The organism is Nonomuraea rosea, from assembly GCF_039539705.1.
GTDB lineage: Bacteria > Actinomycetota > Actinomycetes > Streptosporangiales > Streptosporangiaceae > Nonomuraea > Nonomuraea rosea.
In genome coordinates, this window is record NZ_BAABDQ010000003.1 from 290,948 (window position 1) to 304,792 (window position 13,845).

At 70.2% G+C, this 13,845-nt stretch carries 15 protein-coding genes; 10 read left to right on the forward strand and 5 right to left on the reverse strand.

The features are described 5' to 3' along the window. The first annotated feature begins 135 nt into the window (after nt 1–135). The 7 genes from ABEA43_RS08800 to pgeF all read left to right on the forward strand — a co-directional run bounded on the left by ABEA43_RS08800 (nt 136) and on the right by pgeF (nt 6,226). On the forward strand, nt 136–1,347 hold the full coding sequence (locus tag ABEA43_RS08800; protein ID WP_345560120.1) for a CaiB/BaiF CoA transferase family protein: 1,212 nt from the start codon (nt 136–138) through the stop codon (nt 1,345–1,347). Beyond that, nucleotides 1,344–1,730 carry a thioesterase family protein gene (locus ABEA43_RS08805; RefSeq protein WP_345560121.1) on the forward strand — a complete coding sequence of 129 codons (387 nt, stop codon included), beginning with the start codon at nt 1,344–1,346 and terminating at the stop codon, nt 1,728–1,730. Before ABEA43_RS08800 ends, ABEA43_RS08805 begins: the two co-directional genes overlap by 4 nt. Further along, nucleotides 1,727–2,683 (forward strand): tripartite tricarboxylate transporter substrate binding protein, encoded by a 957-nt coding sequence (locus tag ABEA43_RS08810; RefSeq protein WP_345560122.1) that lies wholly within the window; start codon nt 1,727–1,729, stop codon nt 2,681–2,683. Before ABEA43_RS08805 ends, ABEA43_RS08810 begins: the two co-directional genes overlap by 4 nt. Next, entirely contained in the window at nt 2,680–3,153 is a 474-nt protein-coding gene (locus tag ABEA43_RS08815) for a tripartite tricarboxylate transporter TctB family protein (RefSeq protein ID WP_345560123.1), read from the forward strand. The genes ABEA43_RS08810 and ABEA43_RS08815 overlap by 4 nt, the downstream gene beginning before the upstream one ends. Continuing rightward, nucleotides 3,153–4,658 carry a tripartite tricarboxylate transporter permease gene (locus ABEA43_RS08820; RefSeq protein WP_345560124.1) on the forward strand — a complete coding sequence of 502 codons (1,506 nt, stop codon included), beginning with the start codon at nt 3,153–3,155 and terminating at the stop codon, nt 4,656–4,658. The genes ABEA43_RS08815 and ABEA43_RS08820 overlap by 1 nt, the downstream gene beginning before the upstream one ends. Further along, nucleotides 4,655–5,425 (forward strand): enoyl-CoA hydratase/isomerase family protein, encoded by a 771-nt coding sequence (locus tag ABEA43_RS08825; protein ID WP_345560125.1) that lies wholly within the window; start codon nt 4,655–4,657, stop codon nt 5,423–5,425. The genes ABEA43_RS08820 and ABEA43_RS08825 overlap by 4 nt, the downstream gene beginning before the upstream one ends. Nucleotides 5,426–5,518: 93 nt before the next feature. Next, nucleotides 5,519–6,226, forward strand: a complete 708-nt coding sequence (gene pgeF, locus ABEA43_RS08830) for a peptidoglycan editing factor PgeF (RefSeq protein ID WP_345560126.1) — start codon at nt 5,519–5,521, stop codon at nt 6,224–6,226. A 78-nt stretch (nt 6,227–6,304) separates the two neighbouring features. Here the strand turns inward: pgeF and ABEA43_RS08835 are convergent, their stop codons facing one another. From ABEA43_RS08835 to ABEA43_RS08845, 3 genes are read right to left on the reverse strand one after another with little or no spacing between them, the layout of a single operon-like run. Continuing rightward, entirely contained in the window at nt 6,305–6,658 is a 354-nt protein-coding gene (locus ABEA43_RS08835; RefSeq protein ID WP_345560127.1) for a hypothetical protein, read from the reverse strand. 26 nt (nt 6,659–6,684) lie between these two features. Then, the gene (locus ABEA43_RS08840) at nt 6,685–7,860 is read right to left on the reverse strand and encodes an ATP-dependent DNA ligase (protein WP_345560128.1); all 1,176 of its coding nucleotides are present in this window, start codon (nt 7,858–7,860) and stop codon (nt 6,685–6,687) included. Beyond that, nucleotides 7,857–8,579: a pyrimidine reductase family protein gene (locus tag ABEA43_RS08845; RefSeq protein WP_345560129.1), complete on the reverse strand. Its 723-nt coding sequence runs from the start codon at nt 8,577–8,579 to the stop codon at nt 7,857–7,859. The genes ABEA43_RS08840 and ABEA43_RS08845 overlap by 4 nt, the downstream gene beginning before the upstream one ends. Nucleotides 8,580–8,716: 137 nt before the next feature. On the opposite strand from ABEA43_RS08845, the gene ABEA43_RS08850 reads away from it, so the two are divergent. Further along, on the forward strand, nt 8,717–9,112 hold the full coding sequence (locus ABEA43_RS08850; RefSeq protein WP_345560130.1) for a hypothetical protein: 396 nt from the start codon (nt 8,717–8,719) through the stop codon (nt 9,110–9,112). Nucleotides 9,113–9,162: 50 nt separating this feature from the next. On the opposite strand, the gene glgX is transcribed toward ABEA43_RS08850, so the two are convergent. Further along, nucleotides 9,163–11,292, reverse strand: coding sequence for a glycogen debranching protein GlgX (gene glgX, locus ABEA43_RS08855; protein ID WP_345560131.1), 2,130 nt, complete (start codon nt 11,290–11,292; stop codon nt 9,163–9,165). Nucleotides 11,293–11,422: 130 nt separating this feature from the next. Further along, a complete protein-coding gene (locus ABEA43_RS08860; protein WP_345560132.1) occupies nt 11,423–11,848 on the reverse strand; it encodes an OsmC family protein in 426 nt (141 codons plus the stop codon). 152 nt (nt 11,849–12,000) lie between these two features. Between ABEA43_RS08860 and ABEA43_RS08865 the strand changes: the two genes are divergently transcribed. Both ABEA43_RS08865 and ABEA43_RS08870 read left to right on the forward strand, forming a co-directional pair. Beyond that, nucleotides 12,001–12,558: a sigma-70 family RNA polymerase sigma factor gene (locus ABEA43_RS08865; protein WP_345560133.1), complete on the forward strand. Its 558-nt coding sequence runs from the start codon at nt 12,001–12,003 to the stop codon at nt 12,556–12,558. Beyond that, a complete protein-coding gene (locus ABEA43_RS08870) occupies nt 12,558–13,448 on the forward strand; it encodes a maleylpyruvate isomerase family mycothiol-dependent enzyme (protein ID WP_345560134.1) in 891 nt (296 codons plus the stop codon). The genes ABEA43_RS08865 and ABEA43_RS08870 overlap by 1 nt, the downstream gene beginning before the upstream one ends. Nucleotides 13,449–13,845: the final 397 nt, after the last annotated feature.

A 13,845-nucleotide genomic window follows, 5' to 3' on the forward strand; every position in this document is an offset into this window, starting at 1 on the left:
CGTGGTCTCTCTTGTCGTCGGCGATCAATGTCTGTCGCCATAGTGCCGAAGAACTTCCGGCAGAACTCTTGTCTAGCCGACTTGTCTTCTGTAGACAATAGACCAACCCCGGCCGAAGTGAGGTTTTCGTAACATATGACTCCGTTGTCCGGAATTCGAGTCGTCGAGGTCGGCGCCTTCATGGCCGCCCCCTTCGCCACCATGCAGCTGGCCGACCTCGGCGCCACCGTCATCAAGGTCGAGAATCCGGCCGGTGGCGACCAGGTGCGCGCCATCGGCCCGTTCGCGGCCGGGCACAGCTCGCCGTTCGCCCGGCTCAACAGGAACAAACGCTCGGTCGCCCTGGACCTGAAGTCCGAGCCGGGCGCGGCCGCCTTCCGCCGCCTCGTCGCCGAGGCCGACGTGCTGGTGGAGAACCTGCGCCCCGGCGCCATGCGCAAGCTCGGCCTCGGCTTCGACGACCTCAAGGCGCTCAACCCCCGCCTCGTGTACGTCTCCGCCTCCGGCTGGGGCCAGGACGGCCCCCTCGCGAACCTGCCTGGCCTGGACATCATGGCCCAGGCCAGAGGCGGGCTGATGAGCGTCACCGGCATGCCGGACGGCGATCCGGTCAAGGTCGGCGTGCCGATCGCGGACCTGGTCTGCGGCCTCTACGGCGCGCTCGGCGCGGTCTCCGCGCTGCACGCCCGCGAGCTGACCGGACAGGGCCAGCACGTGGACGTGTCGCTGCTGGAGTCGGCCGTGTCCTTCGCCATCTGGGAGGCGGGCAAGTATTTCGCCACCGGCGAGGTCGGCGGGCCGCTCGGTTCCGCGCACCAGAGCACGGCCCCGTACCAGGCCGTCCGCACCGCCGACGGCTGGTGCACGGTCGGCGCCGTCACCCCCAAGACCTGGCAGGGCTTCTGCTCCGCGCTCGGGCTGACCGAGCTGCTCGACGACGAGCGGTACGCCGACGCCCACGACCGGCACGGCCTGCGCCACGAGCTGATCCCCGCCATCGAACGCGCCACCGCCCGGCGCACCACGGCGGAGGTCGTGGCCGCGCTCGACCAGCACGGCGTGCCGTGCGCCCCCATCTCCGACTACTCACAGGTGTTCGAGGACGAGCACCTGAACGAGCGGCGCTTCTTCTGGGATGCCGAGCATCCCGAGATGGGCGCCGTCCGCCAGCTCGGCTCCGCCATGCGGTTCTCGGCCACGCCCACCAGGCGCGGGCCCGCGGGACCGCTGCTCGGCGCGGACACCGTCGCGGTGCTGCGCGAGTGCGGGCTGACCGAGCAGGAGATCGACCGGCTGCTCGCCGAAGGCGCGGCGGCCCAATCCCCCACCCCCTTGGAGAGTTCATGAGCGACCGGCTGAGCCCGGGTGTGAGCGGCAGCCGCACCTGGATCGTGGCGGAGCGGCACTGCACCCGCCGCGGCGACCACGACATCTTCTCCACCCCCAACCTGGTCCACCTGATCGAGGACGCCGCGATCGAGGCGCTGGCCCCGTACCTGAACGACGGCGAGGGCAGCGTCGGCAGCAAGGTGGAGATCGCGCACGTGGCCCCCACCCTCAAGGGCGCCACGGTGACCGCGACCGCCACGGTGACCGAGGTGGACCGGCGGCGCGTCGCGTTCACCGTGGTAGCCGAGGACGGCAACGGGACCATCGGCCACGGCACTCACGAACGCTTCATCATCGACCTGGACAAGTTCACCGCCAAGCTGCGGGAGCTGGAGTCATGAGGGCGGCGGCGCTGGTCGCGGTGCTCCTGGTGGCCGCCTGCGGCGCGAACGCGGACGCGGGCGGCGGCGGCGCGTGGAAGCCGCGCGGAGACGTGCGCATGATCGTGCCGTTCGCCGCCGGCGGCGGCAGCGACCTGGCCGGCCGGGCGATCGCGACCGCGCTGGAGAAGGCCCAGCCGGACCTGAAGGTCACCGTGGAGAATCGCGACGGCGGCTCGGGCGCGGTCGGCTACTCGGCCATGCTCGGTAAGAAGGGCAACGGCAACTACCTGCTCGCCACCGAGAACGCGATCCTGTCCCTGCCGCTCAGCGGCCAGGTGTCGTTCACCCGCAAGGACTTCACGCCCGTCGCCAAGCTGGCCGAGGACGGCGGCATCCTCGTGGTCAAGAAGGACTCGCCGTACAAGACCTGCACCGACGTCGTGAACGCGGCCAAGGGCGGCCGGGTCAGCGTGGGCATGTCCGGGGCGTTCGGCGTGGACAACGTGATCTTCACGATGATCGAGCAGAAGACCGGGGTGAAGTTCCAGCGGGTGCCGTTCGAGTCGGGCGGCGAGCTGGTGCCCGCGGTGCTCGGCGGCCAGATCCAGGTCGCGCTGCTGAACCCGGGCGAGGTCATCGGCCAGCTCAAGTCCGGCGACCTCAGGGGCCTGTGCGTCACCACGGACAAGCGCTACACCTACCCCGAGTTCGCCGCCCTGGCCACGGCGAAGGAGCAGGGGATCGACGTGTCGTACGTCCAGTTCAGGGGGTTCCTGGCCCCCGGCGGGCTGGACGAGCGAGAGAAGGCGTACTGGGAGCAGGCGGCCAAGGGCGTCACCAAGACCCCCGAGTTCCAGAAGTGGCTCAAGGACAACTACCTGCAGCAGGCCGAGCTGTACGGCGACGCGTTCGGCAGCTATCTCGAACAGCTCGACACGGCTCTCGCGCCGGTGCTGAAGAAGTCGTCATGAGGCAGCTGCTCCGCGGCGAGTCCGCCGTCTGGGCCCTGCTGGTCTGCCTGTCCACCGCCATGGCCGCCGTCTCCTTCGGGTACGGCATCACCAAGGAGGGCGGCCAGGTCGGACCCGGGTTCCTGCCCCTGGTCAGCGGCGTCGCACTGGCGCTGCTCTCGGCCGCCTGCCTCCTCCAGTCCGTACGCGGCGGCGCGCCGCAGGAGGAGGGCGCCGACCCCCGGCGCATCAGGACGCTGTGGACCGTGTTCGCCCTGCTGCTGGCCGCGCTGCTGCTGGTCCCGCTGACCGGGTTCCTGGTGGCGTTCGGGCTGCTGGTGTTCGCCGTGTCCGCCTTCGTGGAGAAGCAGCGCCTGCTCCCGGCCGCGGGCGTCGCGGTCGCCGCCACGCTGGTGATCTACGCGGTGTTCGTCCTGTTCCTGGCCGTGCCGCTGCCCGGCGGGCTGCTCGGCGTCGGAGGTGACGGCTGATGCTGGACAACCTGCTGATGGGGTTCGGGGCGGCGCTGACCCCGGCGAACCTGCTCTGGTGCTTCGTCGGCGTGCTCGCCGGAACCGTCATCGGGCTGCTGCCCGGCCTCGGCTCGACGACCGGCGTGGCCGTGCTGCTGCCGCTGACGCTCTCCTTCGAGCCGCTGACCGCGCTCATCATGCTCGCCGGCATCTACTACGGCGCCCAGTACGGCGGCACCATCACCTCCGTGCTGATCTCCACCCCGGGCGAGGCGGCCAGCGTGGTCACCGCGATCGACGGCTACCAGATGGCCCGCAAGGGCCGGGCGGGCGCGGCGCTGTCGATCGCGGCCATCGGCTCCTTCGTGGCCGCCATCGTCTCGCTGGTGCTGCTGGTCGCGATGGCGCCGCCGTTCGCCAAGCTGGCGCTCGACTTCGGCCCGCCGGAGAACCTCGCCGTCATGGTGCTCGGGCTCACCACCATCGTCAGCTTCTCCTCAGGGGCGCGGCTGCGCGGCCTGGCCATGGCGATGCTGGGCATCCTGCTCGCCACCGTCGGCGTGGACGCGGCCACCGGGCTGCCGCGCTACACGTTCGGCGACGTGGACCTGCTGTCCGGGCTGCCGTTCGTCCAGGTGATGATCGGGCTCTTCGCGGTGGGGGAGGTGCTCTTCCAGATCCGGCAGGGCGCGGCCGAGCCCATCAGAGCGCGCTTCAAGGACCTGATGATCACCAGGGAGGAGCTGTCCCGCTCCAAGGGGGCGATCGCCCGGGGGAGCCTGATCGGCTACGTGCTCGGCTGCCTGCCCGGCGCCGGGTCCACGCTGGCCTCCTTCCTCGCGTACGGCGTGGAGAAGCGCGTCTCGCGCAACAAGCACGAGTTCGGGCACGGCGCGATCGAGGGCGTCGCCTCGCCCGAGAGCGCCAACAACGCGGCCGCGAACGCGAACTTCGTCCCCACCCTCGCCCTCGGCATCCCCGGCGGCGCGACGACGGCGGTGCTGCTCGGGGCGTTCATGATGTACGGGATCCAGCCCGGGCCGCTGCTCTTCGAGGAGCAGCCGGAGCTGGTGTGGGGGCTGCTGGCCTCGTTCTTCATCGGCAACGTGCTGCTGCTGGTGCTGAACCTGCCGCTCGCGCCGTTGTTCGCGCAGCTCCTGCGGATCCCGTACGGCTACATGTATCCGCTGATCCTGGTCACCAGTTTCGTGGGGGCCTACTCGATCGACAACAACATGTTCAGCGTCTGGGTGGTGTTCGTCTTCGGCCTGGTCGGATATTTCATGAAGAAGTTCGATCTGCCGATGGCGCCGCTCGTGCTCGGGCTCGTCGTCGGGGCGTTGTTCGAGAAGGCGCTGGCGCAGACGTCGGCGATGGGCGACGGCGACCTGACGATCATCTTCACCCGGCCGATCGCGCTGGTGGTGCTCCTGCTGGCGGCCCTGCTGCTGGCCGGGCCCTCGCTGGTCAAGCTGATCCCGAAGAAGACGCCGATCCGGAACAAGGAAGAGGAGAAGGTGTGAGCGAGCTCCTGGTCACGGCCGACGGGCCTGTGCTGCGGGTGGTGTTCAACCGGCCCGGCCAGCACAACGCGCTGACCTGGGCCATGTGGGACGGCCTCTACGACGCCTGCGAGCGGGCCGACGACGATCCGGGGATCAAGCTCCTCGTGCTGTCGGGGGCGGGTGGCCGGGCGTTCGTGGCGGGCACCGACATCTCGCAGTTCGCCACGTTCACCGGCGGCGAGGACGGCATCGCGTACGAGGCCAAGGTCCAGCGCATCATCGACCGGCTCGAACGCGTCAAGGTGCCCACGCTGGCCGTGGTCGAGGGCTACTGCGTGGGCGGCGGGCTCGTCGTCGCGGCCGCCTGCGACCTGCGGCTCTCCGTGCCCGGGGCCACGTTCGGCGCCCCGATCGCCAAGACGCTCGGCAACTGCCTGTCCATGAACACCTACTCGCTCCTCGTCCACCACCTCGGGCCGGCCCGCACGCTGGACATGCTGCTCAGGGCCCGCATGTACACCGCCGAGGAGGCCCACGCGGCCGGTTTCGTGGCCGAGCTGTGCGAGCCCGGGGACCTGCCCGCGCGCCAGGCGGCGGTGGAGGAGCGGCTGCTCTCCCACGCGCCGCTGTCCATGTGGGCCGCCAAGGAGGCGGTCAGGCGGCTGCGCGTGGCGAACCTGCCGGACGGCGACGACATCGTGGCCACGGTTTTCGGCAGCGCCGACTTCCACGCCGCCGTGCCCGCCTTCCTGGCCAAGGAGAAGGTCCCTTGGCAGGGCCGCTGACGCCCCTTCCCGCAGCCGCGCCCGCCTGGCAGGACCGCTGGGCTCCCGGGCCGGGGCACCCCCTCCTCCCGGCCCGGGCTCTAAGATCGAGGCATGCAACTGGCCCCGGGAGTGCACGTCGCCATCACCGATCGGCACGGAGGGGTCAGCGCCCCGCCCTACGGCTCGCGCAACCTCGGCGGCATGGTCGGCGACGACCCGGCGGCCGTGCGCGCCAACCGCGACGGGGTCGCGGCGGAGCTGGGGGTCCGGGCCGTCGTGTTCATGCGCCAGGTCCACAGCGCCGACGTCGCCTACGTGAGCGAGCCGTTCGGCGACGACCCGCCGCAGCTCGACGGGGTGTACACCACCGAGCCCAAGCTGGCGCTGGCCTCACTGGGCGCCGACTGCCCGGCCGTCCTGGTGGCCGACCCGGTGGCCCGCATGATCGGAGCCGCCCACTCCGGCCGGCCGGGCACGGCGGCGGGCATCGCCACCGCCCTGGTGACGGCCATGGCGGGCAAGGGCGCGGAGCCGGGCCGGATGGTCGCGCTGATCGGGCCAGGCGCCTGCGGGCGCTGCTACGAGGTGCCCGCAGAGCTGCGCGAGCAGGTCGCCGCCAAGGTGCCGCAGACGTGGTCCACGACGTCCTGGGAGACGCCCGCGCTCGACCTGCGGGCCGGGATCGAGGCACAGCTCAGCGCGGCGGGGCTGGCCGACGTACGCCATGACGCCCGCTGCACGATCGAGTCGGGCGAGCTCTACTCCCACCGCCGCGAGCAGCCCGGCGGCCGGTTCGCCGGGCTCATCTGGCTGACCTGAGCGCTCTCGCCCAGGCCTGCATGTCTGACCTGAGCGCCATCGCCCCCGCCTGCCCGGCCGTCCTTGGCCGGGCAGGTGTCAGCCGCTCTTGCCCCGGCTTCCGTTGAACACCACGTTCACGATGATGATCCCGATCCAGATCGGGATCAGCGCCGCCCCGCTGCCGCTGGTGCCCAGCGTGATCGCCAGGGTGGCGATGGTGCCGAGGGCCATCGAGACGATCGCCAGGGCGAGCCGCTGCCCGTCGGCCGTGTTCTGAGCCCGCGTGACGTGCTTGGGTGGCGGGGACGAATGGGCCAGGCGCTCGTCCACCCGCCGATCGATCTCCTGGCCCATCTTGTCGAGGAATGACTCGACGACGGCGTCCTCGTATTCGGGGCCAAGGTCACGTCGCGCCGACACGGCCGCCTTGAGCTCATCTCCGGTACTCATATGTCGAGATATAACGGGATTTTTGGCTACCGGGCAAGGATGTCGTCGAGGTTGTAACTCACCGGCCGCTCAAGCTGCTCGTACGTGCACGACTCCGGCGTGCGGTCGGGCCGCCACCGCCGCCACTGCGCGGTGTGCCGGAACCGGTCGCCCTCCATCTGGTCGTAGGCCACCTCGATCACCAGCTCGGGCCGCAGCGGGATGAACGACAGGTCCTTCTTGGCGTTCCACCGCGACACCGCGCCCGGCACCCGCTGCCCGCCCGTAGCGGGCCCGGCGGCCGGCTGGCCGACGTTGGCCTGCGCCTGCGCGGCCCAGTGGCCCCAGGGGTGCTCGCTCAGCTCGGCGAGGTACGGCTTGATCTCCTCCACCAGCTCGGCCCTGCGCGCCATCGGGAACGAGGCCGCCACCCCCACGTGGTGCAGCTTGCCGTCGTCACCGTAGAGGCCGAGCAGCAGCGAGCCCACGATCGGCCCGGACTTGTGCTCGCGGTAGCCGCAGACCACCACGTCGGCCGTGCGCTCGTGCTTGACCTTGAACATCGTGCGCTTGTCCGGGATGTACGGCTGGTCGCCCGGCTTGACGATGATGCCGTCGAGCCCGGCGCCCTCGAACATCTCGAACCACTCGCCCGCCTGCTCCTCGTTGGTCGTGACGGGAGTCAGCCGGATGGAGCCGGCCTTCTCGCCGAAGATGCCCTCCAGCCGGGCCCGCCGCTCGGAGAACGGCGCCTCCAGCAGCGACTCGTCGCCGAGCGCCAGCAGATCGAACGCGACGAAGTGGGCCGGCGTCCGCTCCGACAGCATCTTCACCCGCGACGCGGCGGGGTGGATGCGCTGCTGCAACGCGTCGAAGTCGAGCTGCGAGCCCATGGGCAGCACGATCTCGCCGTCGACCACGCACTTGTCGGGCAGCTCAGCCTTGACCGCCTCGACCAGCTCGGGGAAGTAGCGGGTGAACGGGCGCTCGTTGCGGCTGCCCAGATAGACCTCGTCGCCGTCACGGAAGACGATGCACCGGAAACCGTCCCACTTCGGCTCGTAGAACAGCGTGCCGTTCTGCTTCGGCATCGCCTTGACCGCCTTGGCCAGCATCGGCGGCACCGGCGGACGTACCGGCAGATTCGGAACCGGCTCCGGCTCCTCGACGACAGCCGTCACGGCCGGTTCGGTGGGTCCTGTGGGTTCGGTGGGTTCGGTCATGGGCTCTGCTCCCTCGTGTACCTGCAGAAGAGGACCCCCTCCTCTTCCAGCACCTGGCTGAGATCCAGTGCGACCTGGGACGGCTCGCCGTTCAGTATGCGCGCCGCGCCGCCCCCGACCAGCAGCGGGCTGATCGACAGGCACAGCTCGTCGACCACGTCGCAGGCCGAGAGCTGGGCGTTGACCCGGGGACCGCCCTCGCACAGGATCCTGGTCAGCCCCCGGTCGTGCAACGCCGCCACGGCCCGCCGCATGTCGACGCCCTCTTCGCCGGCCACGATGAGGTCGGACCGCTTGGCCGCCTCCTTGCGCCGCTCGTGGGGCGCCGACTCGCAGGTGATCACGATCGTCCTGCTGGGCGCGTCGGTGAACAGCTCGTCGTCGAGATCGAAGCCGAGGCTGCGGGTGATGACCGCGATGGGCGGCACGTCGGGCCGGCCCGCGCGGATCTCCGCCCACGAGTCGCGTGGCTTGACCGGGCCGTAGCCCTCCTTGCGCACGGTCGCGGCGCCCGCGACGATCACGTCGGCCAGCCCGCGCAGGGTCTGGAAGATCCGCTTGTCGCCGGTGCTCGACAGCCCGCCCGAGCGTCCTTTCAGCCAGGCCGCGCCGTCGGAGCTGGAGACCATGTTGAGCCGCAGCCACGGCCGGTCGTCCGGGTAGGCGTACGCCTGAGCGATATCCGGATTGTCTTGTATGTCGGGATAGATGCGCCGCACTCCTCTACCTTGGCATACCCCACTGACATTCGTTCGCGGCGGGTTTTGGGGTGGATAGCACTTTTACGTATCCGGGGACATGCCGGTGGATCCGTGCTTAACGTGACCACAGGGATGGGGACCGCCGGGGAGGGCCAGTGGGTGTCGTCACCGCTGTGACGTGGACGATCGCCGCGATCGGCGGGATCTACCTGCTGTGGCGGGGACTGTCGGGAGGCGGCCTGCGACGGGCCAAGGTCACCCGCTTCCCGGTCGTGCTGATCTTCTCCCACCCGGCGCTGGCGGTGGTGGCGCTCGCGTGCTGGGTGGCCGGGCTGGTGACGGGGAACCGGGCGCTGGTGTGGGTGGCGTTCGGCGGGCTGGCGGTGGCGGCGCTGCTCGGGTTCGCCATGTTCACCCGCTGGCTGGGCGCGGGACGGCACGAACGGGGCACGCAGGGGTTCCCGGTGCTGGCGGTGGTGCTGCACGGGGTGGCGGGGGTGACCACGTTCGCGCTGGTGTTCCTCTCGGCCAGCGCGGCCCGCGTCTTCTGAGGCGTTCGCGCGGCCCGCGCCTTCTGAAGCCGCAGTACGGCGAAGCCGCCCTAGCTGGATTTGGCCTTTCGTGGCTGGCGGAGCACCTGCAGCGAGCGCGCCGTCACGGCGACCAGGTCGCCCGCGCTCCACCGCTCGTCCACGAAGGCGTCCTCCACCGTGTCGTGGTTGGTGTCGAGCACCGGCAGCCACCCTTTGCCGAACTCCTCGCCGGGCAGCGTGAACGGCATGTTCTCGTGGTGAGCGTTGATCAGCAGCAGGAACGAGTCGTCCACGATCCGCTCGCCGCGCGGCCCCGGCTCGGTGATCGCCTCGCCGTTGAGATAGACCATCAGCGACTTGGCGTAGCTGATGTGCCAGTCGCCCGCCGTCATCTCCGCGCCGCCGGGGGTGAGCCAGACCAGGTCGCGCTTGCCGTCGTCGGGGTGCCGGCCGTGGAAGAAGCGGCGGCGCTGGAAGACCGGGTGCTCGCGGCGCAGCTTCGACAGTGCCCTGACGAACTCCAGCAGCTCCGGCTCGGCGTTGACCATCGACCAGTCGACCCAGGCCAGCTCGTTGTCCTGGCAGTAGGCGTTGTTGTTGCCCCGCTGGGTGCGGCCGATCTCGTCGCCGTGGCTGAGCATGGGCACGCCCTGCGACAGGAAGAGGGTGGCCAGGAAGTTGCGGCGCTGGCGGCGGCGGAGCGTGACGACCCCGGGGTCCTCCACCGGGCCCTCGGCGCCGCAGTTCCAGGAGCGGTTGTCGTTGGTCCCGTCGCGGTTGTCCTCGCCGTTGGCCTCGTTGTGCTTGTGGTCGTAGGAGACCAGGTCGCTGAGGGTGAACCCATCGTGGCAGGTGACGAAGTTGATCGAGGCGACCGGGCGGCGGCCGGAGGACTCGTACAGGTCGGCGGAGCCGGTCAGCCGGGAGGCGAACTCGGGCAGGGCGGAGTGGGTGCCTCTCCAGAAATCTCGCACGATGTCCCGGTATTTGCCGTTCCACTCAGTCCACAAAGGCGGGAAATTTCCGACCTGGTAGCCGCCTGGGCCTACGTCCCACGGCTCGGCGATCAGCTTGACCTGCGAGATCACCGGATCCTGCTGGATCAGGTCGAAGAACGCGCTCAGCCGGTCGACGTCGTGCAGCTCCCTGGCCAGCGCCGAGGCCAGGTCGAAGCGGAACCCGTCGACGTGCATCTCCAGCACCCAGTAGCGCAAGGAGTCCATGATGAGCTGCAGCGCGTGCGGCGAGCGCACGTTGAGCGAGTTGCCGCACCCGGTGTAGTCGAGGTAGTAGCGCCGGTCGCCGTCGTGCAGCCGGTAGTAGGCGGAGTTGTCGATGCCCCTGAAGCCCAGCGTCGGCCCCATGTGGTCGCCCTCGGCGGTGTGGTTGTAGACCACGTCGAGAATGACCTCGATGCCCGCCTCGTGCAGGGCCCGCACCATCGCCTTGAACTCCAGCACCTGCTGCCCCCGCGTGCCCGAGCTGGAGTAGCGGCCGTGGGGCGCCAGGTAGGCCATGGTGTTGTAGCCCCAGTAGTTCGTCAGGCCGCGCGCCACCAGGAAGTGCTCGGGCACGTAGTGGTGCACCGGCATGAGCTCGACCGCCGTCACGCCGATCGACAGCAGGTGGTCGATGATCGCCGGATGCCCCACCCCCGCGTACGTGCCGCGCAGGTCGGGCGGCACGTCCGGGTGCCGCATGGTGAGCCCGCGCACGTGGGCCTCGTAGATCACGGTCTCGTGGTACGGGATGCGCGGCGGCCGGTCGTTGCCCCACTCGAAGAACGGGTTGACCACCACGTTCTTCGGCATGTAGGGCGCGCTGTCCTCGGTGTTGCGCCTGGTGGGATCGGTGAAGTAGTAGGGGAACAGCGCCTGGTTCCAGGTCAGGTCCCCGTCGATGGCCTTGGCGTAGGGGTCGAGCAGCAGCTTGGCCGGGTTGCACCGGTGCCCGTGGGACGGCTCGTACGGCCCGTGCACCCGGTAGCCGTAACGCTGCCCCGGCTGGATCCCCGGCAGATAGCCATGCCAGACGAACCCATCGACTTCGGGCAGATCCACCCGCTCTTCGGTGCCGTCCTCCTGAAAAAGGCACAGCTCAATCCGATCGGCGACCTCGGAGAACACCGAAAAGCTGGTGCCAACGCCATCCCAGGTGCCGCCGAGTGGATAGGGCTCGCCCGGCCAGACCTCGCGCATGTGGCCCAATTGTCGCACGCGAAAGCGCTCTTGGTCTCTCAATAGTTCGATCGTGCTCCGTAGGGCCGCCGGCGGGCGGCGGGGGAAGAACTCCTGAGCGAGCGAGCCCGTCGTCGGAGGAGCAGCGGTCTCAGAGCAGCTCAGCCTTGAGCGTGATCGTCGTGCCCGTCAGCGCCTTGCTCACCGGGCAGTTGGCCTTCGCCGTCTCGGCGGCCTCCTGGAACTGCTCGGCCGTGAGACCGGGGACCTGGCCCTTGACCGTGAGCACGATGCCGGTGATGCCCTCACCCGGCTGGAACGTCACGTCCGCGCTGGTCTGCAGCGACTCCGGCGGAGTGCCGGCGCCGGCCAGCCCGTGCGAGAGCGCCATCGAGAAGCAGGACGAGTGGGCGGCAGCGATGAGCTCCTCGGGGGAGGTCTTGCCGTTGGCCGCCTCGGCCCTGGAAGGCCAGGAGACCTCGAACGTGCCGACCCCCGAGGTGTCGAGCGAAACCGTGCCGGAGCCGTCGAGCAGAGCGCCTTTCCACTGGGTGGTGGCGGTGCGGGTGGTGGCCATAACGTGTGCTCCCTCTGTACGTGTCCTCCGACATTACCGCGCGGCCGACAAAGTCCCGTCCGCCGGTCATCCAGCTCTACATTTCCGGCGAATAATGACATGCTCGGGTCGCGGCGCACCTGCCGCCTAGGTCCGGATTAAACGGGAGTGTGGTGCCAGTGGAGGCACCGTACGACGACCGCCTGCTGCACCAGCGGGTGGTCGGCGGCGATGAGTCCGCTCTGGGGGAGGTCTACGATCGGCTCTCCTCGCTGATCTTCGGTCTCTCCCTGCGGGTCACCAGGGACCGGGTGATCGCTGAGGACATCACACAGGAGGTGTTCCTGGTCTTCTGGGAACGGCCGCTGGCCTACGACCCGGATCGCGGCACGTTACGCGCCTGGCTCGCCACGATCGCGCATCGGCGCGCGGTCGACCACGTGCGGGCGGAGGAGCGGCGGCGGGTGTCGGCGCTGGGGCCGCGGCTGTTCGAGCGCGAGCCCGTCAGACTGGAGGACACCGTGCTCGCGGCCGACGAGGCCAAGCGGGTGCGGCAGGCGGTGACGTCGCTGCCCGAAGGACTTCGGGAAGCGGTGGAGCTGGCCTACTTCGGCGGCAGAACCTATCGGCAGGTCGGTGAGGAACTGGGTGTGCCCGAGGGCACGGCCAAATCGCGCATCCGGCTGGCGTTACGACGCCTGGCGGACGCGCTTGCGGAGGAAGAGGTGTGATGGACCCCGTCGAGCGTCTCTATCTGGACGCGATGATGGAGGACCCGGCGGTGCCGGCCGGCTCTTTGCGGCCCCAGCTTCTGGCCGGAGCCAGGGCGCGGCGCAGGCCCGCGGCTCCGACCGCCGCCTGGGCGGAGCCGTACGCGGGCCGGGTGGCCGCCATGGACGCGCTGCTGGCCTGCGCCGTCGACGACGACTGGTCACGCGTCATCGTCGAGGGCTGGACGCTTCAGGAGCTCGTGGCCCACCTGGCCGCCAAGGACGGCCTCGTGGCCGCCTCCGTGGGCGCACCCGTGCTCGGGCCGCCCATCGGCGCGACGGACTCGCTCAGCCGCACGCACGACGTACAGGCTTATGAACGAGCTCGCAGCCCCGAGCAGACGCGCAGGGACTGGCGGGCGCAGGCGGACGCGCTGTGCCGCCACCTGGCGGACCTGCCGCCCACCACCCCGGCGAGCCTGGACGGCCTCGACGCGGTGGTGAGCGACCACATCCTGGCCAGGGGGCTGGAGACGTGGGTGCACACCTCGGACGCCGCCCAGATGGCCGGGATCCGCCTCCCGGACCCGATCGTGTCGCACCTGCACCCGACCGCCGATCTGTGCGCCCGCCTGCTGACCTTCACGATGCTGTTCTCGGGAATGGACGGCGCGGGCCGCACCGTGCAGGTCACGCTGACGGGCGAGGGCGGGGGCGACTGGCTGATCCCGCTGGGGCTCGAACAGACCGAGCCGGGTCCGCCGGACGCCCGCATCACGGCGGACGTGGTCGCGTTCTGCTTCCTGCTGGGCGGCAGGGGCGACCCCGCGGAGTTCCCGGCCGAGCTGGGCGGCGACCTCGCGTTGGCCAGGGACGTACTGGCCAGCGCCCCCGCCCTGTCAGGCCCCTGACGCTCAACACGCCCCCGCCCCCGGTCGGCGAACGCGTTCCGGCTCGCGGTCACTGACGTGCTCCGGCCCGTGGCCGCCGAACGTGCATCGGCCCGCGGTCCCCGACGTGCCCGCGGTCCCCGACGTGCCCGCGATCACCGACGAGCGCCGGCATCGGCGCGGTGAGACGCACGTGGCCGCGATCGGTGACGCGGCTGCTGGCGATTATGGCCTTTCGCGCTATTTCGCGATAAATCGGGCGAATGCGGTTCGGCTCCTGCGAAGGCTAATGATTTGACGGGTTGTTTGGGTTCATGGAGTTAAGTGAGATTCGGGACATGGGTACGTCTGCCTGTGTCCGAGTGCCTGCCGAGAAATGGGCGCCCGGATTCCGGGTCGACTACCCATGAACGGAAAC